Raw genomic sequence first — 25761 nt, forward strand, 5'->3', positions numbered from 1 at the left:
ACAATTTAGAAATTGGTGTTAACGATCAATTGGGAAAGTTCAGCATTCACAAAATCAATCGGCATTATTCCGAAAGATCCGTGAGTATTGGATTGGAAGAATGTTTTAAGCCTTGGATTGATATTGTTGGATACTGTAGGAATACTTGGGATTCCAAAAATTCCAGGTTTATAACCGCTCGTGAAATTTACAAAAAGTTTACCATTCGTATCATTTTTTGCTTCATTAAGCAGGCTTGAAATTCCGTTCCACTTATCATCATTATTGGTCACCTTGTAGTAATCCTGAACCTTCAGCTGTACGCTCGAATTGTTGATGTCAAAAGTGGTATTATCCGCCCATGGTGAAGCGTTGATTCCTTTGGTTATTCCCGAAGAGAATCTTCTTAATAACTTGATCTTTCCTCTAACAGCACCCAGCGTAGGAATATTTGCGCCAAGATCCCATTTAGAAGGATTCTTCTGTACATAAGAATCAAATGTCTGTTCAAAACTTCTGGTTGTGTTGGAAGCATCGTATTCTTCTTTTACCGACATGATAATCGTTTCAGAAGGATGACTGTTAAGAAAGGCATAACAAGCATTCAAGACATCATCAAAATTCAGATTTTGGTAAATCGCTCCGTGATGAATGGTGAAAGCATTGTCAATATGTCTGCAGCGTATATCCAGAAAACGGACTCCGGCATTCAGTTGTTCAGCAATGCTGAGGTCTTGAGTTTTAGCCGTACCTGATATAACAGGAGCATCTACACGTGCTCCTGAATCATGAGTTCCGGGAATTGAGATTTTTGAAATGGAAATATTATCCTGAAGACCAGACATCCAGCTGTTCATGGAAACAGGCAATAATGAAGCTTTACCCGTTGTTTTTGCTAAAGAAGTTAAACTGTTTTCATTAGAGTCTCTTTCCATAAGACTGTCATTGGAACAGGAAAAAAAGATAGATGCAGTAACCACCCCAAGTGTGATAGCTGTCATACGTTTCATGCTTTGTTTGAACATAGTTTTTTTATTTTTTAAGGTAGCTTAAAAATAAGAATATATCAAAGCATAAGGAGTTAATTTAACTTTAAGAGATAATTAAGTTGGTATAAAGTCCGGGAGCTTGAAGTTGGAAGAAGTAAATTGGAAAACTGATTTTTCTTAACTCAAAGTTTATTTTTAGTTTCGGAAATATCGAGTAAGCAAAGATGAAATCAATGAATTTGATTTTTTCTAAGCTGGTGTATAAAAGAAAGCTTCATAACCGACATATGTCGGCCTCTTTGCCCACTTTACTATAACATTAGAATTAATTTTACTTTGCATTAAAGAAATGTAGCTATAAAAAATCATAATAAATGAGTGTTGAAGCTCACTGTCAAACAGTAACATCCAGTATCCAGCTTCAATCTTCCATCCTAAAAAACAAAATCCTCTTTCAGTCCGGGAATTTTGAAGTTGTGATCTCCGATAAAGAAATCATTCATTTTAATAAGAGCCGGGAATTTATAAGTAAACTCTTTGTGTAAGTTTTCGGGTAGTTTGGTATCAGCATCACAGGATGAATATTCTCTGTCAACAATTACTTGGCCTGTAGAAAAATTAATTTCATTGGTGAAACTGAAATCACAGGTATCTTCAAAATGATCGTACAAACCTATCAGATAAAAATCTCCGTTCTGAAATCTGAAGGTATGTTTATATTGCTGGGTATGCCTTGAGTTGGTAAAAAATAGCTGTTCAATAATAAGACCGTTATTTTTTATATTGATTGTAAGAGTATTATCTGAAGGATAAAACCCGAATCCGCTTGAAAAAATAATGGCAGAATTTTCTTTCCATACTTTTAGACCGCTGTTTTCCTTTTTCAGAATATAAAAAATCCTTTTATAGTCACTTGTACCTTCCGGGTTTTGCGTGTCTGATGCTTTTATATTGGTGTCAAAAACCAATACTACTTCATCTTTTCCATCTTTGTCAAGATCCCCTTTGGTTTCTGCTATTTGGATGTATCCTTTCGGAACCGAAAAGGCTTTCAGATTCTGGGCAGATAAGCCTGAAACAGATAAAACAAACAAAAAGGAAAAGAAATGTTTCATGGTTATGATATAAAATTAAAATGTGGTCATCTGAAAACAGCAATTATTTTCAAATGACCACATTTTATAATATTAATTAATGAGCCAATATGCTTTCAAGATCTTTCCAGAACATTGGATAAGACTTTTCTACTACATCTTCATCTTCAATATTGAGTTCTTTAATAAGGCAGAACGGAGCAAAACTCATCGCCATTCTATGATCCTGATACGTTTTGATTGAAATATCATCTTGTGGCTCTCCAAAACTGATTGATTTAATCGTCAAATCTGTGATCTCTGTTTCAGTACCCAGCTTTTTAAGCTCATTATATAAAGCAAGAAGCCTGTCGGTTTCCTTTACTCTTAACGTACCCAATCCGGAAATATCAAAAGGAATTTTTAAAGCTCCCGCAGTTACACAAAGGGTTTGTGCGATATCCGGGCAGTTGTTCATATCCAGAATAATTTTCTCCGGGAAAGAAAAATCAGGCAGAGGTTCAAGTGTTAGTTGATGCTCATCTTCAGAAAATGTTGTTTTAATCCCGAAAAACTTTTCATAGATATCAGCAATGGCGGAATCTCCCTGCGTAGACTCTTTATAAAAACTCTTCAGGTGAATCGTCTTTCTTCCTAACGCACAGATGGAGTAGAAGTAAGAAGCCGAACTCCAGTCGCTTTCCACTTCATAATGTACAACCTCAGAATTGTCAGGATTAAAAGGTTTTACTTTGATGGTATTTCCTTCAAAACTGCTTTGAATGCCAAATCTGGTCAGAATATCAAGGGTCATTTCAATATAAGATCTTGAAGTAACATCGCCCACAAGATTAATGACCAAACCATTTTCTAGCTTTCCTGCAATAAGAAGCAGAGAAGTGATAAACTGGCTTGATATATTCGCCGGAACATTCACAGAAGTCTCAGTAATCTTTCTTCCTGTAATTTTTAAAGGGGGAAAACCTTCATTTTCCATATATTCAATTTCCACTCCAAGATCCCTTAAAGCACTTACCAGATTTTTGATAGGTCTTTCCTTCATTCTTCCCGAACCTGTAAGAATAGTTGTTTTTCCTTCCTGAATAGAATAATAAGAAGTAAGAAAACGCATTGCCGTTCCTGCATGATGAATGTCTACCACATCAGTATTTTCAGATAAAGCTTTTTTCAGCAACTGAGTATCCTGAGAATTGGATAAATTTCCGATTTTTATATTGCTAAACAGACTTTCCAGAATCAATAAACGATTCGAAATACTTTTCGAACCGCTGATCTGTACTGTTGTATCACCTAATAATTTTGATTTTTCTAGCTTCATTATGATCTACATTATCTTTAAAATGATGAGTTATAAATGCATGTATTATTTATAACTCATCATTTATCATTATTTCAATTTTTCGTTGTTCTGATGCCGGTCTTTATCACGGTCAGTTTTAATTTTCATTTTTTTGTCGAAAGCGTCCTGTAGGTTGACTCCGGTTTGATTGGCTAAACATAATGTTACGAAAAGCACATCTGCCAGTTCTTCACCAAGATGTTTAGTCTTGTCACTTTCCTTTTCGCTTTGTTCACCATATCTTCGGGCAATGATTCTTGCTACTTCGCCTACTTCCTCTGTCAGCATCGCCATATTGGTAAGTTCATTAAAGTATCTTACCCCAATGGTCTTGATCCATTCATCCACCTGCTGTTGTAACTGCGTAATTTCCATTATTGATAAGCTCCTAAAGTTGGGTTGGTAGTTCTGGAAACATTCACAATATCAAAAGGTACCGTTGCTGCAACAGCCGCATTTCCTTTTCCAAGGGCTGGAGAACCAGGTTTTACCCTTAAATTCATTTTAGCCATAAAATAATTGACAAACTGAGGCTCTGCATTTTTTACCGTTTGTATCACATTCGGATTGTTCTCAAAAGTGAAACCTGCTCCGGTGGCACTGGTATATTTGATTAATGAGTTTTGAAGTAAAAATTCAAACTGCTGTCCCGGAGTTTGTTCAAAATGAACAGCATCATCCCTGTCAGAATATATAATACTATTTTTGATGTCAAGCTGCTGCAAAGCACCTTGTTGCGTCTGCCCGGCATCATTTTTCCATTCATTGGCGGCAAAAATTCCTGCTCTGTCGAAAGAACTCATGGTCTTGGAGTAATTCGCAATCGTAGCATGAGTATAGCTATGTTTTCCACCCAGGAAAATCCCTACACAGGATAAACCGCAGTTGTTCATTACAAGATTGTTGGCATTTACTGTAGAACCTACAGCATAAATTCCATATTCAAAGAAAGTATGGATGAAGGAATTGGTGATGGTAGCATTGGTCTGCTTCATATCCAGTCCTCTTGTGCCTCCGAAAAGTCTTGCATGGTTCATCTTAAGGGTGGAATTGGCTTCCATTTTAATAGAATTCCAGTTTTTAGGAATCGTATCATAATAAGGATCATTTCTGTCACCACGAAGAATAACCTGATCAGTCTGGGTTCCGTTAATATTTAAAACAGCACCTGAAGAAACTTTCATTCCGCTGTTTTTGTGGAAGTAGACTTTAGTTCCAGCGTTGATATCAAGAGTAACACTTGGGTTGATGGTAAGGTTTCCGTAGATGATCTTTGCTTTATTATTATTCCATGTGGTGGAACTGGTAATGATATTGGGATTGCCAGGGGTCTGGATAAAGAATTCAGCGTCCTGTACCACAGAAAATAATGTTACGTGCTGCTGTCCGCCGGGACTGGTGAAAAGTACTTTGTCTTCAGCAATAGCTTCAGGTCCGGTAGCTTCAGGAGCAATTTCAACAAATATATAAAGACTGTCTTTCTTTCTTAAAGGAACATTTTTAAAATCATATCCCGGTTTTCCATCTACATTGATTCTATATAATGAAGCAGCTCCTTTTTCAAGGTTCACTCTTGGGATCATAATGTCCTTATCTTCATTATTATATACTTTCACAACATAAGTTTCTGAACGTACCTGATGATATACCGTATCACAGAATACTGTATCTCTTGAGAAACGAAGCTCCTGTGTAGGACTGTCAAACGTTATGTCATCTTTATTACATGATACTGCTACAAGTAACATCCAGAAGGAAAAAGCCAGTAATAATTTGAATTTCATTGAAATTAAAGTTTAAGTAAGTTCCAAATTTAACGAAAATACTTTGAATTTCTTATCAATAAAAAAATATTGAATTCAGTATTTGGAAATTTAAAAAAAAGTTGTATTTTTGCAACCTAAAATTTAGCAGAGAAATATCCATTACTATTTCGAAAGCAAACTTAATTTTTTTAAAAATAGTATTATGAAAAACGGAATCCACCCAGAAAATTATAGACTTGTTGTTTTCAAAGATATGAGTAACGACGAGGTGTTTCTTTGCAAGTCTACTGCAGAAACAAAAGACACTATCGAGTACGAAGGACAAGAGTATCCTCTAATCAAAATGGAAATCTCTTCAACTTCTCACCCTTTCTACACTGGTAAAGTAAAACTAGTTGACACTGCAGGTAGAGTTGATAAGTTCATGAACAAATACAAAAAATTCGCTAAATAATTTTTTGTACTTAAAAATATTAAAGTCTTCCAGTTCTTTGGAAGACTTTTTTTTATTGTAAATTTGTTAACCTTGAATTTTAAACTTTAAATCAAAACTGAACGATGCAATTAGTATTTTCAGATGCACAATATTGGGAAGACTTTCTTCCGCTTACTTTTACCCGTCCGGTTGCTGCAATGCGATGCGGAATTGTTACATTTTCAGAAAGATGGCAGAAAATTCTCGAAAACACAGAGGTAGCTTACTTCACCGAAATGTATCTTCAGGATAAATTTAAAAGCCCTGAGGAAAAAGAAAGTCTTTTTCTGGTTCCGAACTTCCTTCCCACAGAGACTGTAATTCAACAGATTAAAGACCTTAAGCAAGGGGAAGCACTGGTTTATGAAGACGAATTAATCGCCGCAAAAATCAATATGAAAGGTTTTTCTCTGAACCAGATTGAGAAAATGACAGACATTAAGGAGGATCTTGTTTTCTTTAAAAGACCCAAAGATCTGTTTACCTATAATCATCATGCGATTGATTTTGACTTTGATCTCCTTACCAAAGGAAGAGCTTCGCAGGAATTATCCTCCACAAATGGATTTTTAGGAGATAAAAAAGATCTGTTTATTGAAGAAGGAGCTGAAATTGAATTTTCCACCCTGAATACTAAAACCGGAAAAATTTATATTGGTAAAAATACAGAGGTTATGGAAGGTTGTCATCTTCGCGGGCCAATCGCTCTTTGTGATGATTCCAAATTGAATCTTGGAGCTAAAATTTATGGGGCTACCACAATCGGTCCTCACTGTAAAGTAGGAGGAGAAGTGAATAATATCATTATCTTCGGATATTCCAGTAAAGGGCACGAAGGTTTTGTAGGAAACTCTGTGATTGGGGAGTGGTGTAATTTTGGAGCAGATACCAATTCTTCAAACATGAAAAATAATTATGGAAACGTTAAATTCTGGAATTACAGAACCAAAACTTTTGAAGATACAGGATTGCAGTTTGCGGGATTGATTGTCGGTGATCATTCCAAAACGGCTATCAATACCCAATTGAATACAGGAACGGTAATTGGTGTTGCTTCCAATATCTTCAAACCAGGTTTTCCACCTAACCTTGTGGAAAACTTTTCATGGGGCGGACTGAAAGATGATGAAAGATTCAAACTTGATAAAGTATACGAAGTAGCAGAAAGAGCCATGGCGAGAAGAAAAGTAGCGTTAACAGAAGAAGATAAAGCGATTCTGAAACATATTTTTGATACGTATTAATTCGATTATAATAAAAACTTCAAATTTTTTTGAAGTTTTTTTATTTTTGATGTAATAGATAAGTAATGGCAATTGTCTTACCTATAAGAAACAAAACTCATGACCCAAGAAACTTTCAAGAATACGGTGTTTATTCTCAAAGACGAGATGTATCGTTTTGCGAAGCGGTTTGTCATGAGCAGTGATGAAGCGGAAGATGTAGTACAGGATCTCATGATGAAGTTTTGGCAGAAGAGGGATGAGCTTGAGCAATTCGGGAATTTTAAATCCTATGCGCTGAAGTCGGTCCGGAACGAATGCCTGAACCGTCTGAAGCATCACGATGTAAAAATCGGCTTTGCGGATATGCAGCTTCATCGCTCGGAGCTTTACAGTATGGAAGTTGATAACCTTAAGGAACATATTGTAGGATTTATCAATCAGCTCCCTGAAAAACAGAAGATAGTCATCCACTTGAAAGATGTAGAAGAATATGATGTTTCCGAAATTTCTGAAATGCTGGAAATGGAGGAAAATGCAGTAAGGGTAAACCTGATGCGTGCGAGACAAAAAGTAAAAGAACAAATCTCACAACTGATGAGCTATGAAAAAAGATCAATTACAAGATAAATACAACGAAGTCTTCCGGGAAATTAAGGAAGAAAAAATGGACTGGAGTTTTGAAGACTTTCTTCAGACTGCAGAAGGTGCGGAGCCTGAACAGAATACAGCACCTGTTATTCCATTGGAAGAACAGAAAAAGCCCTCCTTTCCCAAATGGTTCTGGATGGCCGCCGGTGTAATATTGATTTTCGGGATCGGTTTATTTCTCAACTCTAATAATTCCGGTACAACAGATGTACAGGACAGGGAAAAACTGGTAAAAGACGAGATCTTAAAACAGAAGTCCGGGTTCATTGAAGAAAACAGCGATCATCAGGAACAGGTTGCCGTGAATCACACAGACTCTATTTCCGGAGTGAAAAAAGATTCTGTTTTTCAGGATAACCAGGTGGCAGAAAAAGATGTTATGGACGAAATTCTGCCTAAAAGAGGAAGACTTAAAAAGGAAAGAAAACCCAGATATGTAGATAATTCTTCCTTCCCGAATAAAAATACAAATGATTCTGCTTCTGCATACAATGACTCATATGTCATTGTAAACGGTAAGAGAATCAGCAGTGAAAAAGAAGCCCTGGATGTTACCAGATATTCCTTTATGAAATTAGGAAACGAGTTTAAAAAAACAGTAGCATCTTCCCAAAAAAATGAAAATCTTGACAGCGAATACTAAAAATCAGATCAATCTCATGAAAAAAATATTTTTTATAATAGCCATAATGCTAAGCAGCTTTGCAACTTATTCTGCACAGACTGAGAAATTGGACAAGCTTTTTCAGGATTTTGAAAAAAAAGGAAGAGTAACCTCTATCAATATCAAAAAACCGATGTTCAAGCTATTGAATACCATTGATGTTGATGATGCCTATATCGGAAAGATAAAACCTATACTGAACGATGTAGAGGGACTTAAAATTCTGATTATTCCTAAAATTACTTTCCCGGATCGTTTAAAAGATGAAAATCTTGCGAACATAAAAATGAATGAAGAAAAGACGGAGAGAATAAACAACGCTTTAAACGCTCTCAACTTCAATGAGCTGATGTCCATGAGCAGTGACGGTACTTCCATGAAATTTCTGGCTGAAGAAGAAAAAGATAACTATCTGGAGAATCTGGTGTTCAATGTAGATTCCAAAGAAGAAAATATCATTTTTATTCTCAATGGAAAAATGAAACTGTCGGATGTTAATAAAATCATTAATTCAGCTGAAACAACTACCTCTTCAGTGACAAGTTCGGTAAGAAATGACCTTACCTCAGGGAATACATCTTCTTATTTGAATGGTGATAACAGAAATGTTGGTGAGTTTTCAAAAATAGATGCCAGTGTGGGAGTAAATGTTACTTTCAAGCAGGAAAATACCAGAAGTGTAAAGGTGATTGCAGATGCAGATAAACTTCAATATGTTATCACCAAAGTGGAAAACGGAGTGTTAAAAATATACGTGGATAATAAAGGAGTCCGTAATCTGAGATTTAAAAATCTTAATGTTAACGTTTCTGCTCCTAATCTTCAAAGTATAAAAACTTCATCCGGAAGTATTTTTACAGCAGTGAATCCTGTTAATGAAAATAATATGGAGATTGATGCAGAATCTGGTTCTGTTATTAAAGGAACTTTCAATGCGAGACAGTCAGCAGCTGTTACAGTAAGTTCCGGAGCTGTTGTGAATGCTGAACTCACCACACAGAAACTGGCTTTGGATACCTCTAGCGGAGCAAGTGTAAGCTTATCCGGAGAAGCTGTTTCCGCAGTAATAGAAACGAGCAGTGGAGCTTCGTGTAAAGCCGATGACCTAAAGATTACCACAGCAGTAGCAGAATCTACTTCAGGAGCAAGTCTTTCCTTACTTGTTACAGACAAGTTGAAAGTAAGTGTTTCTTCAGGAGCTGATGTAAAACTGAGAGGAAACCCTGAGCTGGATGCCAAAGTGGACAAAATTTCGGGAGGCAGCTTAAGACAAATCAAATAAAAAAACTAAACGATGAAAACTCTTAAAAACATTTTTCTTTCTATTCTGATAATGGGTGTGCTTCAATCATGTATTGTTTCAGAAAAGCCGAACATTGATTTTTTTCAGAATTCAAAATATGATTTCAGAGGAGCGCAGTTTGCAAGTATTAATGTACCCATGGTTTTGGCTAAATCTTATATTAAGAAAGCTCTGAGAGAAGAAGGGGAAAGCGAAGAGACCATAGAACTGGTTAAAAAAGCTTCTAAAATAAAGGTTCTTACTGTAACCAATGGGAATGAGAAAATGCTAAATGATTACGCTCAGTTTTTGAATCATAATCATTATGAAGAGTGGGCCAGCATAAAACATGATGGAGATGATATCAACATTAGGGTAAAACAGGATGGAGAGATTATAAAAAATATGCTGATCACCGTAGGTTCTAAGAAAAATGAAATAGTATTCGTAGATGTGAAAGGAAACTTTACCGCCAATGATATCTCAAAAATGATTAATTCTGTTTCCGGTAAATAATCATACCCCCTCAAATATTCGCAGCATGGAAAAATTAATAAGAGAAGTCCGAATCCTTAAAATCTATGCAGTTGTACTTACCGTACTATGTGCCATGTTTTTCTTTCTCGCCTTTAAAAATCAGTCTTCCAACGAACGTTTTAAAGAAATAGATGTGGAACGTATCAATATTGTTGAAAAAGACGGAACGTTAAAGATGGTCATCAGCAATAAAGAACGTCAGCACCCCGGTTTGGTGAACCATAAAGAGATGAATCCACGGGAGAGAGAAGCGGGACTTATTTTTTTCAACTCCATGGGAGACGAATGCGGAGGTCTTGTGTATGATGGCAATGAAAAGGAATCCGGGATGGCATATTCTGTGGATCAGAGAAATACAGATCAGATTATGCAGCTGCAATATTCTGAATCAGCGGGTAAGGATAAAAAGAGAGTATATGGATTGAAACTTTGGGACCGACCTGATGATTTTCCTATGGAGTATCTTATTAAAGCAGCTGATTCCATCAAGAAACTGAACAATCCGGAAACCTCCAGGAAAGCATTTGCACAATTGAAGGAGAAAGGTAGGTTAGGAAGTGAGCGTTTCTTCGCAGGCAAGACAGCCAATGGTGATGTAGGAATCTTTATCCGTGATACCAATGGGAAAGTAAGATTAAAATTATACATTGATAAAAATAATCAGACCCACATTGAAAATATCGATGAAAATGGAAACCTGGTGAAATAGACCTTTGATTTTCCTATTTAACATATATATAAAGTAGTTTCATACTTATTCAATTATTTTGTACCGTAACCGTTCCGACAAAAGAACGGTTTTTTGATTTAAGTTATTGATTATTAATTTTTATTTAAACTATTAAAAAGGATTTTCATATCTCACTAAAATAACCTAATTTTGCAAAGAAAGTAAAGATGTCTATTCATAACAAAATTGTAGAGACAGCCATCACTTTCGATGACGTTCTTCTAGTCCCTTCTTATTCAGAAGTTTTACCTAACCAGGTTTCATTAAAATCAAGACTTACCGACAAAATCACGCTGAATGTTCCGATAGTTTCCGCTGCGATGGACACTGTTACTGAAGCTGATCTGGCCATTGCTTTAGCAAGAGTTGGAGGTTTAGGATTTATCCATAAAAACATGACAATCGCTGAGCAGGCAGCTCAGGTAAACCGTGTAAAACGTTCCGAAAACGGAATGATCTCTGATCCGGTAACTCTATCTAAAGATCATACCTTAGGTGAAGCTAGAGATCTTATGTCAAGATATAAGATTTCAGGTCTTCCTGTGGTAGATCCTGATAATATCCTTATTGGAATTATTACCAACAGAGATGTAAAATATCAGGAAAATCTTGATATGAAAGTGGAAGAGATCATGACCAAAGAAAATCTGATCACTTCAGACAAAGATACCAATCTTGAAAAAGCAAAAGAAATCCTTCTTAAGAACAGAGTTGAAAAACTTCCTATCGTAGATAAAGACAATAAACTTGTAGGTTTAATTACCATCAAGGATATCGATAATCAGTTGGAGTATCCTAATGCTAATAAAGATGAAAATGGCCGTCTTATCGTAGGAGCAGGAGTAGGCGTAGGAGAAGATACGTTAAAGAGAATTGAGGCTTTAGTACAGGCAGGAGTTGATATCGTAGCGATTGATTCTGCACATGGTCATTCTAAAGGAGTTTTAGATAAAATTTCAGAGATCAGAAAAGCATATCCTAACCTTGATATTGTAGGAGGAAACATTGTAACCGCAGATGCTGCAAAAGATCTTATTGCAGCAGGAGCAAATGTATTGAAAGTAGGAGTGGGGCCAGGATCTATCTGTACCACCAGAGTAGTGGCCGGAGTAGGAGTTCCTCAGCTATCTGCCATCTATAATGTTTACGAATATGCTAAGTCTAAAAATGTAGCAGTAATTGGTGACGGAGGTATCAAGCTTTCCGGAGATATTGTAAAAGCTATCGCTAGCGGTGCAGGTGCTGTAATGTTAGGTTCACTTTTAGCAGGTACAGATGAGGCTCCGGGAGAAGAAATTATCTTCCAGGGAAGAAAATTCAAATCTTATCAGGGAATGGGAAGTCTTTCAGCAATGAAGAGAGGTGGTAAAGAAAGATATTTCCAAAGTGAAGCTAAAAAATTCGTTCCTGAAGGAATTGAAGGAAGAGTTCCGCATAAAGGAAAGCTGGAGGATGTTATTTTCCAGCTGACAGGAGGTTTAAGAGCCGGAATGGGATATTGTGGTGCAAAAGATATTGAAACCCTTCAAAGAGACTCAAAATTAGTTATGATTACCGGAAGCGGATTGAAAGAATCTCACCCGCATGACGTAATTATTACACAGGAAGCCCCGAATTATTCTTTATAAAATTATAATTGAATTTAAATATAAAAAACCGCACAATTTGTGCGGTTTTTTTATTTTATGATTTTACTTTAATAATTTGGTTGACAGAGTGTTAATTTAAAATAAATGATTTTTTAAATTATTTATTTGTTTGTTTTTTTCTTTATTTTTTGGTTATAATGTAAATAAAATTAAGTTTATTATGTTTGATGTTAATTTTTTTTTTTTTTAATTTAAATGTAACAATAGTTGAGTTTTTTCTACTAACTGTAATAAAATTTTAAGTTTATTGCTTGTTTTTAGTTGTGAATATCACGAGTAATTAAATAAATGCGGTAAATTTACAAATTGTTTAATTTTTTAAATTATTAAAATGAAGAGAACTATCCTTTGTGGGGCTTTGTTACTATCCCTTTCATTATCTGCACAGCAAAAAAAAGAGTGGTGTGACTTTGATAATGAACAGAGAGTACACCAAAAACAGAATGCGGAAATTGATGAAATGATTCGTAATATCCGTAACAAAATTATTAGCGGTAATCAAAATATGACTGCTAAAAATGGAAGTGCATACAAAATTGTAAATGGAGTTTACGAAATTCCTGTGGTAGTACACGTAATAACACCTACAGGTGCTGCTATTGGTACCGCTTATAATAAGAGTGATGCACAAATTCAGGCTTGGCTGGATCATTGTAATCAAATGTATGCAGGGACTTATCAGTGGGCTCAGGGAGTTCCGGCAGATTTTGGTAATGCTGCTACAATGCCGATTAAATTGGTATTGGCTAAAAGAGATCCTAACTGTAATGCTACTACCGGGATTATTCGATATAACGGAGGAGCTCTTACCGGATACGATACTTATGGAGTAAAGCGTAACGGAGCTAATGGAGTTACAACAGCACAGGTAAAAACTATTGCTCCTCACTGGCCGGAAGCATCATACTTCAATATTTATATTATGAATAAAGTAGATGGTGGTGGTACTTATGGTATCATGGGATGGGCAGGATTACCTCAAAATGCCGATGCTAACTACGAATCCTTTATGAAGTCTTTTGTAGTTACACTACAGGATGATATTACTCTGGCGCACGAATTTGGGCATAGTATGGGATTACTTCATACTTTTGGAAGTGCTAATCCTGACGCGCCACAAGGTGATTCTACTACAAATTTTTGTCCTGCAACAACCAATAACTGTGCTACAGACGATGATCAGGTATGTGATACAGAAAGATCAAGAAGCTTGCTGAACGATCCGGCACCTACTAATAATGATATGAATTATTGTTCAGGGGTGAACTATCAGGGAGTGCAGTACAATATGATGAACTATACGAATCCGATAGCATTTAAATTTACCAATGGACAACATGATAGAGCAGCTCTTTACTTCTTTTTAATGAGAGGATCATTGAGTACTTCATTAGGAGGAACTGCCCCTTCTTCTACTACTGCGATTGGAACACCTATTGCTGCAACATGTAATCCCGCAGGTATCTCAACACCAGATAATTATTTTGTAGGACCAACTCTTGTAAAATTGGGAAGTATTAATAATGCAACTACAGGATATTGGCAGAATAATGCCAGTTTTTATGAAGATTATACAGGAGCAGGCTGCCTGAAAGCTACCTCTACAGAACTTTCAGCAACGGGTACTCACAATCTTCAGGTGAATGTATCAGGTTCGAATAATGATGTGAGAGTGTGGATTGATTATAATAATAATGGAACGTTTGAGACATCTGAACTTGTAGGTTCTGTTGATAATATTGCTGCAGATCCGGTTACAGAAATTGGAACTTACAGTACTACCATTACAGCTCCAGCTTCAGTAGTATTGAATACTCCACTAAGAATGAGAGTACTTGTAGATGATGAGAATTCTAACATGACTCCTTGTGGGCAATTAAAGTACGGGCAGGTTGAAGATTATACTGTAAAATTTGTTACCAACCTGGGAACAAGTGAAGTGAAAGCCGATAATGGTGATTTAACAGTTTATCCTAATCCTGTAGCAACCGGAGATAAAATCTTCATTAAAGCTAAAAATGGTAAAAATCTGAAAGTTTCTATTTCTGATATGTCAGGAAGATTGGTATCAAGTCCATCTGTAACTGAAGAAGGAAATGGTGTTTTCAAAGTAGATCAGCAATTAGAAAAAGGAGTTTATATGATTCAGGTTTCTAATGGAAAAGACAGTAAGTCTTCAAAGTTGATTATCAAATAAATTGAATATCATTTAAATAAATATAAATGCCTCATTCTCATGAGGCATTTTTTATTATATATCAAAATTAGATTAAAAAAAGCCTCCGGAAATTTCGAAAGCTTTAATAATTTATTTTTTTACAAATTTAAATTGATGAGTCTGAAAATTTCGGGTATTTATTTTCATTACATATCCACCGGGGACAATTTGAGAAACATCAATCTTTGAATCAAACGATTCCGATTTTACCAAACGTCCGTCCATATTATAGATCTGGATAGATAGCCCGTCATCAATACCGGAAATATGTATAAAATCACTCACAGGATTAGGGAAAACCTGTATTTTATTTTTTGAAAGATCTGAAGTTCCTAATGTGGTGGTCTGTACATCACCTGTCATAGTAGAATTTACAGCAGTAAGGTTTCCTCCACACTGTCCGTTTGTAATTGCTGTATTCTCTACCCAGGTTCCAACAATATTACCAGGAGGGATAGGAAGAGAATTATTTCCTGTTGAATTATAATAAAGCAAAGACGGAGTGGTAAATGTTCCGTTTCCTTCATCTCCAAGAAACTCCCATCTTGTAAGCGTATTGTTCCATTGGATTTTAAATTCGCAGGTACCTAATCCGCTACAATCTTGTCCGCCATCAATAGGGGTAGTCATATAGATGTTCTTACTAAAGGCATCTACTCCAGTTTTGTTAAATACAAAAGTATTAGGTGGACTGTCAAACAGATTAGGACATCCACTGAAAGTTATTGTCTGCGTGAAAGCTGAGCTTCCTATAGCAAGACATAGTAAGTAAAGAATTTTCATAATTATTAGTTTTGCGATGGAAATACTCCAGCTAATGCAATGATGCATTTCAGGGTAATAAAGGGAGGTCTGTTTTCATGGGGCTGGCTTCCTCCGGCGTTGTTTACCATTGTACTCTTCATAGTAGTGTTTGCTGATGCATCAGAATATTCTTTATCAAGAATTTTGGTATCTGCCGGAAGGTTGTTAGTTGGAGAATTTTGATTCCCTTCCGCCGTTACTGCATTTATAGTATGATTGTGAGCCGGCATTTGTGTTATCAGTAATGTTACACTTTCAGCTCCGCCGGTTTGTCCCATTGTGTATGTTGTAGGTCCTCCCGGAGCCTGTCCGTTATGAACAACTACTCTTCCCCTCATATCAGGTAAAGCAAATGTGGTAATTCCGTTTCCTCCATAGGTAGTTCCTAACAATGAAAACAATGCTTGATTTTGTGCGATGGGCAAAAGCTGCCCATTACATTCTGCCCAGTATTTTGGAGCAAAATTATAAGGTACAAAGGCTATTTGGCCTAAAAATGGTTCTGATGCCTGTGCTTTCAGAGCAGGAGAAAATGCGCTGCCTATCAGCAGTGTACATGCAAAAATTAAGTTTTTCATGATAATAAGGATTTTATGTAGTATAAAATTAGAAAATATTTTACATAAAACGCTTAATTAAAAGAAAAACCTTTCGTTATATAACAAAAGGTTAGGTTTTATTTATTAGAAAATGATTTATTATAGATTTTTTCTCTAATGTTTAAGATTGGATAGTATATGAAAAGATCACTTTAATTTTTCAGATTATCTTTAAAATCATCGATTCTGAAATCAGTCAGTGCATTTCCTTTTTCAATTTTTTCTTTGGAATATAACCTGAAATCGTTTTCTGTTTTTTCTAAAAGATAATCATAGGGTCCTATATGAGAGATCAGTTTTACCAGTACCGGAGAAATCTCAAGACAGATAAACAATCCCATGATAAAAGTGGCTGCAAGTCCAATGATCGCAGAATTTTTACCAAGTTCGTCCAGGGCCTGTAGCCTTGCCGCAAAACCATTGAATTTATCTTCAAATGTTTCTGTAGATTTTCTTTCCGTTTCCAGATTCGTGTATACCTTGGATATTTCTTTGTCTAAATATTCCAGTCTTGGCGCTGCCTGCTTCTGATAATTTTCCAGATCCAGTCTGCGTTGCTCCTTTAATTGCTGCTTACGTTTTGCATTGGGACCATAACCTTCTTTTCCACTGGTTAATCCCGATTGTTTACCCAGGATTTCTTTTTCAAGCTCTACAGAAGCTGAGTCGTACGACCGCTGATATTGAGCGATCTTTCCTGAAATCTGCTGCTTTTCGGTTTCAAAAGGACCGCTCTGTTGAAGAATCCTGCCGTTCATTTCTCCCTGAAGCTGTTTTTTATTTCTTTGAATGATAGTGTTCAGCTGTTTATTCACCTCCTTTTCAAAGATTTTAAGCTCTAAAGGTTTGGAAATAATAATTCCCAGGAACGTAGCAAGGATGAGACGGGGAATAGCCATCAGAATCTGATTCCACCATGTTCCTGTTTTTTTGATGGAAGAAACAATATAACGGTCAAGATTGAAAATCATCAGACCCCATAAGATTCCAAATCCTACAGCCGCCCAAATATTGTCGAATACTGTATACATAGCATAGCCTGCAGACAAAGTGGCGAATACTGCAGTGAAAAGGACAATCCCTCCAATGCCGGAAAATTTATTCCATTCACTCGGAGTCTTTCTTAAAATATGGATGTTCCCGCCTGAACATACCATCAGAAACTTTTGGAACCAGTTTATTTTATGAGTCCCTTGATTTATAGTTTGTTGGTTTGTTTTCATAACTGAAAATTTATACAAAGGTAGTACTAAAAATCATACCAATGTAAAAGATAGTATTATGTTTTACCAAGTAATTATGTGTATTTGTATAAGGTGCTGTTTTTAAGGGTGTTAATTTTTAATTTTGAAAATTTGTAAAAAGCTATTTCAGTCTGTCCGGATTCTGTTTCAGAAAACTCTCCCATCCCGAATACGATTTCGTATCTGCAATCGTCCCGGAATTAAAGTGATGACATACTGCTACGGCAAGACCATCCGATGCATCTAGATATTTTGTAGGAAATTCCTTTAATTTAAGAAGGTTTTGAAGCATACCTGCTACCTGTTCCTTACTGGCATTTCCATTTCCGGTGATTGCCATCTTGATTTTTTTTGGAGAATATTCGGTAATAGGGATATTTCTGTAGAGACTGGCAGCCATGGCAACGCCCTGAGCACGTCCAAGTTTAAGCATACTCTGCACGTTTTTTCCGTAGAAAGGAGCTTCAAGAGCGACTTCATCAGGGTGAAATTCGTCAATGAGAGATAGTGTTCTTTCAAAGATATACTTCAGTTTAGTTTCGTGATTGGGATATTTTTTTAAGATCAGTTCATGAATAGAGACCATCTCCATTTTTCCTTTTTTTACGGAGATAATACCAAATCCCATTACCGTTGTCCCCGGGTCAATTCCTAAAATTATTTTCTCTGAAATCATTGCTTCAAAGATATGACTTTCTATCTTTTAAGTGTAAAAAAGTATCCGCAAAGATTTTAATTCATATGAAAGTACACAATCATAATATTCTTCATGTTACTGGAATCCTTATTAAAGAAAAACAGGATTTTAAAAAAATACATGTGTGCATGATATTTCTGAAAAACTGATCCAGAAGATTATAAATGAGAAATAAAGCTCAACCGGCTCCATCAGCGGTTTTATTTTTTCAGTTTTTTCTCTGCTATAGGTATCCACTGGCCATCATGACGAAGAAGGATTATTTTATCTACTAAAAATTTAGTTTTGTATTCCTTGTTTTCATATTTTTCCCAGGCCTTAAGATAATTTTCCCAGGTCAGATCTCTGAATCCTACAGTCATATGAGGATGAAAAGAATACTGGGCAAAATTAAAGTACTCTTTTACCCTATGATAAAGCTCTGTTAAATGAATATTTTCTTTTGGCTGAATATAGAGTACAGGATTTTTAGGATTGGGAAAGCTTCCAAAGCCATCCATTTCTACTTCAAAAGGGGGGATTTCTGTATTGATCTTCTGAAAAGCAATATGAATATCGCCCTCCATTTCAATTTCTCTTGAAAAGGGAGGAAATAGTGTAATATGAGCCTCGTTTTTCAACGCTTTGGAATTGGCATAATTCATTAACAGATCTTTTTTAAAGACTTTTACTTCTTCAATAATCTCCTGTGGAGGATAAATCGCTATGAAGTACATTTTTTTCATACAGCAATTTAAAAAGTTTTTATATTAATTTAATATACATAAGAAAATTATGCATAAGTTTGCAATGTATACAAATCATTCTATGAAAAAGAGTAGTCTCTATAAAGGTACCCTGCAGAATATTATTTTGAAGCTCCTCTCAAAAGAAATTAAAATGTATGGGTATCAAATTACCCAAAGAGCGAAAGAACTTACTCTGGGAGAGCTTGAAATGACGGAAGGTGCACTCTATCCGCTGCTGCACAAACTGGAAAGTGACGGAATGATAACTTCCGAAATTCAAAAGATCAACGGGAGAGACCGTAAATATTATCTGCTGACTGAAAAAGGTAAAAAACAGCAGACAGAGCAGGAAAACGAGATGAAAAGTTATTTACTTAACCTACAGACAATATTCAATATATGATCACCGAAGTACAGGAAAATAAAATTACGGATTATCTGTTAGGTCAGCAGCTTTCTCTGGATATTCTGGTAGAAATCAGAGATCATATGATCAGCCAGATTTCGGATATGCAGTTCAATGAAAATATCAGTTTTGAGAAAGCTTTCTTAAAGGTAAAAGAATCATGGAATGGAGAGTTTAAAATGGTTAATTACTTATTGTTTTATCCAACTCAAATTCCATTGATTGCCAGGAAAATCATTCACGAAAAATACAAAGGGCTTTTTAAAAAATCTTTGATTGTAGGGGTTCTGGCTTTTGCTGTTAACTTATCGCTGATTTTTATGTCAGGAAATCAAAAGCAATATGATCTGTTCTTTAAACTACTGAATGGCTCGTTTGTATTGGTAACGATATTAATCTGGATTTTAAATTATAAAATCTGGAAATATATTAAAACTGACTTTAAATACAAGGGGAAATCTCTTTACACGATGTACCAGCAGAATCTGGGATTAACGATTGTTTGTGCCAGTTCCATGATGCAAGTGGCAATAAGGAGCGGAGATTATGCTTACCAGTTTTTCAGAGAACACAATTATACTGATGTTGCAGGGTTTCTCATGACTTTGATCCTTCCTTTTCTATTACAGGTAGCTCTTGTTTTTGCATTATTCAATTTTATTGAGCATAAAAAAAATTTATTAAAAATGCAGGAATTCCTTAAGCCGGTATAAATAAAGTACTATTAAAACTAATGTTTTGATCTAAGCTCTGTAAGCGTATTCTCAAGATGATCAGTGATCTTTTTTACTTCAATATGCGGTCTGAAGATCAAACCTTTTCCTTTTTCCTCATCAGCAATATTAGATAGAATGATTACGGATGTTTTTGTGCCCGGATAATAAATATTTAAAGAGGGAGAGCCTTTCACATAACCACTGTGAAAATAAGAATTGGGCTGGCCGATATTAAGCATGATTCCGTAAGCGTAACCCATTTTCCCAAAAATAGCATGGTGTCTTTCCGCACTCTTAGCCATAAAGAGTTTCAGGGTTTCAGGTTTTAGAATTTTTCCTCCGTACAGAGCATTATTCCATGAATGAAGATCCTGAATGGTAGATAATATTCCACCGGCAGGTGTTCCTATTTCTGGTCCGCCTAATCTTTTCGGCATATTGGGGACCTCAGAGAATTTGACAGGAGTTCCAACATAAGCACTGGCAAAATGAGTTCCTTGAAAACTATCTCCCGTTGAGGAATGAGTCATTCCTGATCTTTTAAAAAGTTCCAATGCATTTTCATGATATGATTTTCCGGATACTTTTTCCACAATCTTTCCAAGTGCATTGAATCCATCGTTGGAATAAAAGAAATCTGATCCGCTTTTAAACATCAGTTTTCCGCCCATCAGATTCAACCCGGAAGTATGATTTAACAGCTGATGAATGGTAATGTTTTCATATTCTTTGATCTGAAATTCTTTCAGGTATTTTGATGCCTTATCTGTCACATTAAGTTTTCCTTCTTCCATTTGAAGCAAGATCAAAACAGCCGTGAACTGCTTGCTAACCGAACCTATTGCAAAAATGGTATTACTGTCAATTTTAGTTTTCTTCTTAAAGTCAGAATATCCGTTTTCTCGTCTGTAAAGTGGAGTAGAATCTTTAAAAACGGCAATACTTCCATTGAAATGGTACTTCTTGAAAGTAGAATCAATCTGTTGTTCTAAAAGGGTTTTCTGAAAAGCGGTAATGGTAGAATCAATGATGGCTTTTTTATCAACAGGGGCAATTTGTTGAACCTCGGTTGTTGTACAGGAAAATAAAAAACAAAAAAAGGACAGGAATACTAAATTTTTGATCACAGGTGTTGTATTTTTTAATGATGATTGATATTCTTAAAGATAGCAAAATATCCAAAAGAGCAGTATGGGAAGCAAATTGCGTGCTAAGATCGCCTGCATGATCAGGTTAATGCAGAGGTAATCCGCTTTTGTGGAAAATTTAAGTGCTATGAATGGAAGTATTTTTGAAAAATAATACATTAAAAAACCTGTGAAAGAATATTCACAGGCTTATTTTAATAGCAGATCACGGAACCAGAAAACATATTCCCCATCTTCTTCTTCAGGAGTTGTTTTAGGTTTAGGATAAGTCTTTTTAACTGTTTCTCCTATTTCGAACTGAACCGGATTTTTGAAAATAGGGCCATCAAAAGTAAAAGTATGAAACTCTCCGTTTTCTCCGCATGGATCTACATTTTCAGGAAGGTCATCAATGAATTGCTGATCAATAATTCGTCCAGCGAAGCTTTGATCAAGATAAGATCCGTTCACACATGTTACAATTGTTTTAAAGCCAAGATCTAAAAATTCATGAATGAGGTTAGTTGTATCTTGTTTCCACAGAGGAAATACGGCTTTCATACCGATGGCCGTTAACTGGTCTTCCCTGTATTTTCTCAGATCTTCCAGAAAAATATCTCCAAAAATGGAATGGGTAATACCCTGAGCTTTAATTCCAGTCATTGTTGTACTCATGATCTGTTGGTATTCTTCCATAGAGGGTTCTTTAGGAAGTTCCATTTTAATTAACGGAATTCCAAGACTTTCGGCCTGCTTTTCTAAAAGAGAAATAGGCACACCGTGCATAGAAATCCTTTGGAATTCCTGATTGATGCTGGTAAGCAGAGTAGAAATCTCATATTGATCTTCCTGTAGTATTTTGTAAAGAGCAAGGGCGGAATCTTTTCCGCTGCTCCAGTTGAATAAAGCTTTTGGTTTCATTGTAAAATTAAAATCTCCCAAAAATAAGGAGATTTTATTTACAAAGGAGACTTCCTTATTTTGAAGCTGGCTTTCCGTAATTGTTTAGGGAGCTTGTAACATCAACTCTATTTTTCTCCGCCTGTTCTCTTTTTTGTAGTTCTTCAGCGTTTCTAGCCATATCGCTTTTATGAGAGGTATCTACATTAGATGTTTTACAGGAACCTAACGCTACAAAAAGACCAAACACCGAAATAATTTTAATATATGTTCTCATTCAATTTTTTTTGATGGTAAATATAGAGGATCAGATCATTTTATTTTTAATTTTTAACAAACATTATAAATAAACGCATCAAAATTTAGTGTTTTTTCACATTAAAAATAACAAAACCTCAAAGAATTTCTTTGAGGTTTGATTTATAAAAAATGTATGTCCAATTATGGTTTACATGTTTCTTCTGTACTTACCGCCTACTTCAAATAAAGCATTGGTAATTTGTCCCAGAGAACAATATTTCACGGCATCCATCATTACTTCAAATAAGTTTTGCTGGTTAATAGCTGCATGCTGAAGTTGTTTCAAGGCTTCTTCAGATTTGCTGTCATTCGCCTGCTGGAAGTTGTGAAGAGATTCAATCTGTGCCTGTTTCTCCTCTTCAGTAGAACGGATAACTTCTCCTGGTAAAACGGTTGGAGAACCATCTTTTCCTAAGAAAGTATTTACTCCGATGATCGGATATTCACCAGTATGCTTCAGCCACTCGTAATGCATGGATTCTTCCTGGATTTTTGAACGTTGGTACATCGTTTCCATTGCTCCAAGAACACCGCCTCTTTCTGTGATTCTGTCGAATTCTGCATATACAGCTTCTTCTACAAGATCCGTTAATTCTTCAATGATGAATGATCCCTGAAGCGGATTTTCGTTTTTAGCCAATCCTAATTCTTTGTTGATGATCAGCTGAATTGCCATCGCTCTTCTTACAGACTGCTCAGTAGGAGTTGTGATCGCTTCGTCATACGCATTGGTGTGAAGTGAATTACAGTTATCATAGATTGCATAAAGAGCCTGAAGAGTGGTTCTGATATCGTTGAAATCAATTTCCTGAGCGTGCAGAGAACGTCCTGAAGTCTGGATGTGGTATTTCAGCATCTGGCTTCTTTCGTCTGCGCCGTATTTTAATTTCATTGCTTTTGCCCAGATTCTTCTTGCCACGCGTCCGATTACTGAATATTCAGGATCAATACCATTGGAGAAGAAGAAAGATAAGTTCGGTGCAAAATCATTGATATCCATTCCACGGCTTAAGTAATATTCCACATAAGTGAAACCATTAGCCAGTGTGAATGCTAATTGGGAAACCGGATTCGCTCCCGCTTCGGCAATATGGTATCCTGAAATAGAAACAGAGTAGAAGTTTCTTACTTTTTCTCTGATGAAATATTCCTGAACGTCACCCATTAATCTTAAGGCAAACTCCGTAGAGAAGATACATGTATTCTGTGCCTGGTCTTCTTTTAAGATATCAGCCTGAACGGTGCCACGAACCGTAGCAATCGTTTTAGCTTTGATTTCTGCATAGACATCAGCAGGGATTACTTCATCACCTGTTAATCCCAAAAGCTGTAATCCTAAACCATTGTTGGATGGAGGAAGCTCACCGTTGTATTTCGGTCTTTCTAACCCTTTATCGTCAAATTTTTCTTTAAGCTTAGCTTCAACTTTAGATGCTAAACCGTTTTCTTTAATATATTTTTCAACATTCTGATCAATGGCGGCATTCATAAAGAAAGCCAGCAGCATTGGTGCAGGACCGTTGATCGTCATTGAAACCGAAGTCAATGCATTCACAAGATCAAATCCGGAATATAATTTCTTGGCATCATCCAGTGTTGCAATAGAAACTCCCGCATTTCCGATTTTACCATAAATATCCGGTGGTAAAGCCGGATCCTGACCGTATAGTGTAACAGAGTCAAAAGCTGTAGATAAACGTTTTGCAGGCATTTCTGCAGAAACATAATGGAATCTTCTGTTGGTTCTTTCAGGACCTCCTTCTCCTGCAAACATTCTTGTAGGATCTTCTCCGGTTCTCTTGAACGGATAAATACCTGCAGTGTAAGGGAAGCTTCCCGGAAGGTTTTCCTGTCCTTTCCATTTGATCAGATCTCCCCAGTCATTGTATTTTGGTAATGCAATTTTTGGAATTCTTAAGTGAGATAAAGACTCAGTAGAAGTTTCAACCTTGATCTCTTTTCCTCTCACAAAATAAGAATAAAACTCTGCATGGAAAGCTTTTTTCGTGTCGTCCCAAGTCTTTAGGAAGTCGATATTATCCTGTTGAAGTTCTTTTTCTGCTTTTTGATATTCAGCATCCAGAACGTCATTGGAAATGATATTTTTAACGCCTTCAATATGATACATTTTTCTGGCTAATTCTGCCTGTTTTTCAATATTGATGTCGTATTGTTTATTGTTTTCAACGATTTCAGAAAGGTAACGGACTCTTTTCGGAGGAATGATGGTTACTTCTTCTGTAATTTCCTGTTCTACAAAGGTTTTTAGATTTAATTCAGAGAATTTATCATTTACTTTTGAAACCAATCTGTTGTATAATTCTGTAGTTCCATGATCATTAAACTGAGATGCTTTGGTTGCATATACCGGCATATCGTCTAACGGGCTTTCCCATAGTAAATGATTTCTCTGGAACTGTTTTCTTACCGCCTGAAGTGCATCCAATGCACCACGCTTGTCAGATTTATTCAATGCGACAAGATCTGCATAGTCTAACATGTCGATTTTTTCCAACTGAGTGGATGCTCCATATTCTGGAGTCATTACATACATGGAAACGTCCGCAAAATCAGAAACTTCTGAACCAGACTGCCCGATCCCCGAAGTTTCAAGAATGATGATATCAGGACGGGCCAGTTTCAATACATTCAGTGCAGAGTGAATGAAAGGAGAAACAGAAACGTTATTTTCTCTGGTTGCCATAGAACGCATATAAACTCTTGGATCATTGATCGCGTTCATACGGATTCTGTCGCCTAATAAAGCCCCTCCGGTTTTCTTTTTCGAAGGGTCAATGGAAATAATAGCGATTTTTTTATCCTTATTTGAACGTAAGAAACGTCTTACCAATTCATCTGTTAGTGATGATTTACCAGCTCCTCCGGTACCTGTAATACCAATGATTGGAATAGTCAGATCTTTAGATTTTTCATCGATTGCTTTTACAAGCTCAGGTTTTTCTTCTGAGAAGTTTTCAACAGCTGAAATAATTTGAGCAATGCTTGACGGATTTTCAAAGCTGATATCATCAAGATCTTTTGCTGTAACATCTTTTCCTGTAGCAAAATCTGATCTTTGTACCAGATCATCAATCATTCCCTGAAGTCCCAGCTCACGGCCATCATCCGGAGAATAAATTCTGTCGATTCCGTAAGACATCAGGTCTTTGATTTCTTCCGGAAGGATTACACCGCCACCGCCGCCAAAAATTTTGATCTGCGGTGAATTTTTCTCCCTCAAAAGATCATAAATATATTTAAAATATTCGTTATGACCTCCCTGATAAGAAGTTAATGCAATAGCATTAGCATCTTCCTGGATTGCTGTATTTACAACTTCTTCTGCTGATTTATCGTGTCCTAAGTGGATCACTTCGCATCCTGTTCCCTGGATGACACGACGCATAATATTGATTGCAGCATCATGCCCGTCAAATAATGAGGCAGCAGTTACGATTCTTACCTTGTTGGTTGGAGTATATTTTTGGGTTTCCATAAAAATTCTAGACAGTTTCTAAGTTCTCAAATATAGTAATAAAATGAAAACCAAGACTTGTAATTTAATGTTTTGATTTTTAAACATTTATAATAATTGTTTTTTTTTGGTTTTGTAGACTTTGTCAGAGGCTGAATCAGTATTTTAC

General features: G+C 36.1%; 25 protein-coding genes. 11 read left to right on the top strand and 14 right to left on the bottom strand.

The window, feature by feature from the left end:
• Positions 1–5 precede the first annotated feature (5 nt).
• The 5 genes from C8D70_RS17000 to C8D70_RS17020 form a co-directional block, all read right to left on the bottom strand.
• Entirely contained in the window at positions 6–1004 is a 999-nt protein-coding gene (locus tag C8D70_RS17000; protein WP_110368103.1) for a phosphatidylinositol-specific phospholipase C, read from the bottom strand.
• Between the two features lie 398 nt (positions 1005–1402).
• Positions 1403–2083 (bottom strand): hypothetical protein, encoded by a 681-nt coding sequence (locus C8D70_RS17005; RefSeq protein WP_110368104.1) that lies wholly within the window; start codon positions 2081–2083, stop codon positions 1403–1405.
• A 76-nt stretch (positions 2084–2159) separates the two neighbouring features.
• On the bottom strand, positions 2160–3380 hold the full coding sequence (locus tag C8D70_RS17010; protein ID WP_110368105.1) for a 3-phosphoshikimate 1-carboxyvinyltransferase: 1221 nt from the start codon (positions 3378–3380) through the stop codon (positions 2160–2162).
• A gap of 69 nt (positions 3381–3449) precedes the next feature.
• Positions 3450–3776: a nucleotide pyrophosphohydrolase gene (locus C8D70_RS17015; protein WP_110368106.1), complete on the bottom strand. Its 327-nt coding sequence runs from the start codon at positions 3774–3776 to the stop codon at positions 3450–3452.
• Positions 3776–5185 (bottom strand): hypothetical protein, encoded by a 1410-nt coding sequence (locus tag C8D70_RS17020; protein ID WP_110368107.1) that lies wholly within the window; start codon positions 5183–5185, stop codon positions 3776–3778. Before C8D70_RS17020 ends, C8D70_RS17015 begins: the two co-directional genes overlap by 1 nt.
• Positions 5186–5369: 184 nt before the next feature.
• Here C8D70_RS17020 and C8D70_RS17025 point away from each other — a divergent pair, with 184 nt between their 5' ends.
• The 9 genes from C8D70_RS17025 to C8D70_RS17065 all read left to right on the top strand — a co-directional run bounded on the left by C8D70_RS17025 (position 5370) and on the right by C8D70_RS17065 (position 14575).
• Entirely contained in the window at positions 5370–5621 is a 252-nt protein-coding gene (locus tag C8D70_RS17025) for a type B 50S ribosomal protein L31 (protein ID WP_002976190.1), read from the top strand.
• Positions 5622–5725: 104 nt separating this feature from the next.
• Positions 5726–6886: a putative sugar nucleotidyl transferase gene (locus C8D70_RS17030; RefSeq protein WP_110368108.1), complete on the top strand. Its 1161-nt coding sequence runs from the start codon at positions 5726–5728 to the stop codon at positions 6884–6886.
• 99 nt (positions 6887–6985) lie between these two features.
• Positions 6986–7495, top strand: coding sequence for an RNA polymerase sigma factor (locus tag C8D70_RS17035; protein WP_110368109.1), 510 nt, complete (start codon positions 6986–6988; stop codon positions 7493–7495).
• The gene (locus tag C8D70_RS17040) at positions 7470–8159 is read left to right on the top strand and encodes a hypothetical protein (protein ID WP_110368110.1); all 690 of its coding nucleotides are present in this window, start codon (positions 7470–7472) and stop codon (positions 8157–8159) included. The genes C8D70_RS17035 and C8D70_RS17040 overlap by 26 nt, the downstream gene beginning before the upstream one ends.
• A 16-nt stretch (positions 8160–8175) precedes the next feature.
• A complete protein-coding gene (locus C8D70_RS17045; RefSeq protein WP_228408056.1) occupies positions 8176–9462 on the top strand; it encodes a DUF4252 domain-containing protein in 1287 nt (428 codons plus the stop codon).
• Positions 9463–9474: 12 nt separating this feature from the next.
• Entirely contained in the window at positions 9475–9978 is a 504-nt protein-coding gene (locus tag C8D70_RS17050) for a DUF4252 domain-containing protein (protein ID WP_110368111.1), read from the top strand.
• 25 nt (positions 9979–10003) lie between these two features.
• The gene (locus C8D70_RS17055; RefSeq protein ID WP_110368112.1) at positions 10004–10708 is read left to right on the top strand and encodes a hypothetical protein; all 705 of its coding nucleotides are present in this window, start codon (positions 10004–10006) and stop codon (positions 10706–10708) included.
• Positions 10709–10896: 188 nt separating this feature from the next.
• The gene (guaB, locus tag C8D70_RS17060; protein WP_110368113.1) at positions 10897–12357 is read left to right on the top strand and encodes an IMP dehydrogenase; all 1461 of its coding nucleotides are present in this window, start codon (positions 10897–10899) and stop codon (positions 12355–12357) included.
• 352 nt (positions 12358–12709) lie between these two features.
• A complete protein-coding gene (locus C8D70_RS17065) occupies positions 12710–14575 on the top strand; it encodes a GEVED domain-containing protein (RefSeq protein WP_110368114.1) in 1866 nt (621 codons plus the stop codon).
• Between the two features lie 111 nt (positions 14576–14686).
• On the opposite strand, the gene C8D70_RS17070 is transcribed toward C8D70_RS17065, so the two are convergent.
• From C8D70_RS17070 to C8D70_RS17090, 5 genes are all read right to left on the bottom strand, one after another.
• Positions 14687–15379, bottom strand: a complete 693-nt coding sequence (locus C8D70_RS17070) for a T9SS type A sorting domain-containing protein (protein WP_110368115.1) — start codon at positions 15377–15379, stop codon at positions 14687–14689.
• Between the two features lie 5 nt (positions 15380–15384).
• Entirely contained in the window at positions 15385–15978 is a 594-nt protein-coding gene (locus tag C8D70_RS17075) for a phage tail protein (protein WP_110368116.1), read from the bottom strand.
• A 173-nt stretch (positions 15979–16151) separates the two neighbouring features.
• Complete coding sequence (locus tag C8D70_RS17080; RefSeq protein ID WP_076594866.1) at positions 16152–17222, bottom strand: DUF4407 domain-containing protein; 1071 nt, start codon at positions 17220–17222, stop codon at positions 16152–16154.
• A 142-nt stretch (positions 17223–17364) separates the two neighbouring features.
• Positions 17365–17919, bottom strand: coding sequence for a crossover junction endodeoxyribonuclease RuvC (gene ruvC / locus C8D70_RS17085; RefSeq protein ID WP_034692903.1), 555 nt, complete (start codon positions 17917–17919; stop codon positions 17365–17367).
• 221 nt (positions 17920–18140) lie between these two features.
• Positions 18141–18665, bottom strand: coding sequence for a 2'-5' RNA ligase family protein (locus C8D70_RS17090; protein ID WP_110368117.1), 525 nt, complete (start codon positions 18663–18665; stop codon positions 18141–18143).
• Between the two features lie 82 nt (positions 18666–18747).
• Between C8D70_RS17090 and C8D70_RS17095 the strand changes: the two genes are divergently transcribed.
• Entirely contained in the window at positions 18748–19071 is a 324-nt protein-coding gene (locus C8D70_RS17095; protein WP_110368118.1) for a PadR family transcriptional regulator, read from the top strand.
• Entirely contained in the window at positions 19068–19787 is a 720-nt protein-coding gene (locus tag C8D70_RS17100) for a hypothetical protein (protein WP_110368119.1), read from the top strand. The genes C8D70_RS17095 and C8D70_RS17100 overlap by 4 nt, the downstream gene beginning before the upstream one ends.
• A gap of 17 nt (positions 19788–19804) precedes the next feature.
• On the opposite strand, the gene C8D70_RS17105 is transcribed toward C8D70_RS17100, so the two are convergent.
• The 4 genes from C8D70_RS17105 to C8D70_RS17120 all read right to left on the bottom strand — a co-directional run bounded on the left by C8D70_RS17105 (position 19805) and on the right by C8D70_RS17120 (position 25613).
• A complete protein-coding gene (locus C8D70_RS17105) occupies positions 19805–20917 on the bottom strand; it encodes a serine hydrolase domain-containing protein (protein ID WP_110368120.1) in 1113 nt (370 codons plus the stop codon).
• A 210-nt stretch (positions 20918–21127) separates the two neighbouring features.
• Positions 21128–21838, bottom strand: a complete 711-nt coding sequence (locus C8D70_RS17110; RefSeq protein WP_076595069.1) for a diphthine--ammonia ligase — start codon at positions 21836–21838, stop codon at positions 21128–21130.
• Positions 21839–21893: 55 nt separating this feature from the next.
• Positions 21894–22094: a hypothetical protein gene (locus tag C8D70_RS17115; RefSeq protein WP_076594871.1), complete on the bottom strand. Its 201-nt coding sequence runs from the start codon at positions 22092–22094 to the stop codon at positions 21894–21896.
• A gap of 171 nt (positions 22095–22265) precedes the next feature.
• Complete coding sequence (locus C8D70_RS17120; RefSeq protein WP_110368121.1) at positions 22266–25613, bottom strand: methylmalonyl-CoA mutase family protein; 3348 nt, start codon at positions 25611–25613, stop codon at positions 22266–22268.
• Positions 25614–25761: the final 148 nt, after the last annotated feature.

The sequence above is a fragment of the Chryseobacterium sp. CBTAP 102 genome (assembly GCF_003201365.1).
Classification (GTDB): Bacteria; Bacteroidota; Bacteroidia; order Flavobacteriales; family Weeksellaceae; genus Chryseobacterium; species Chryseobacterium candidae.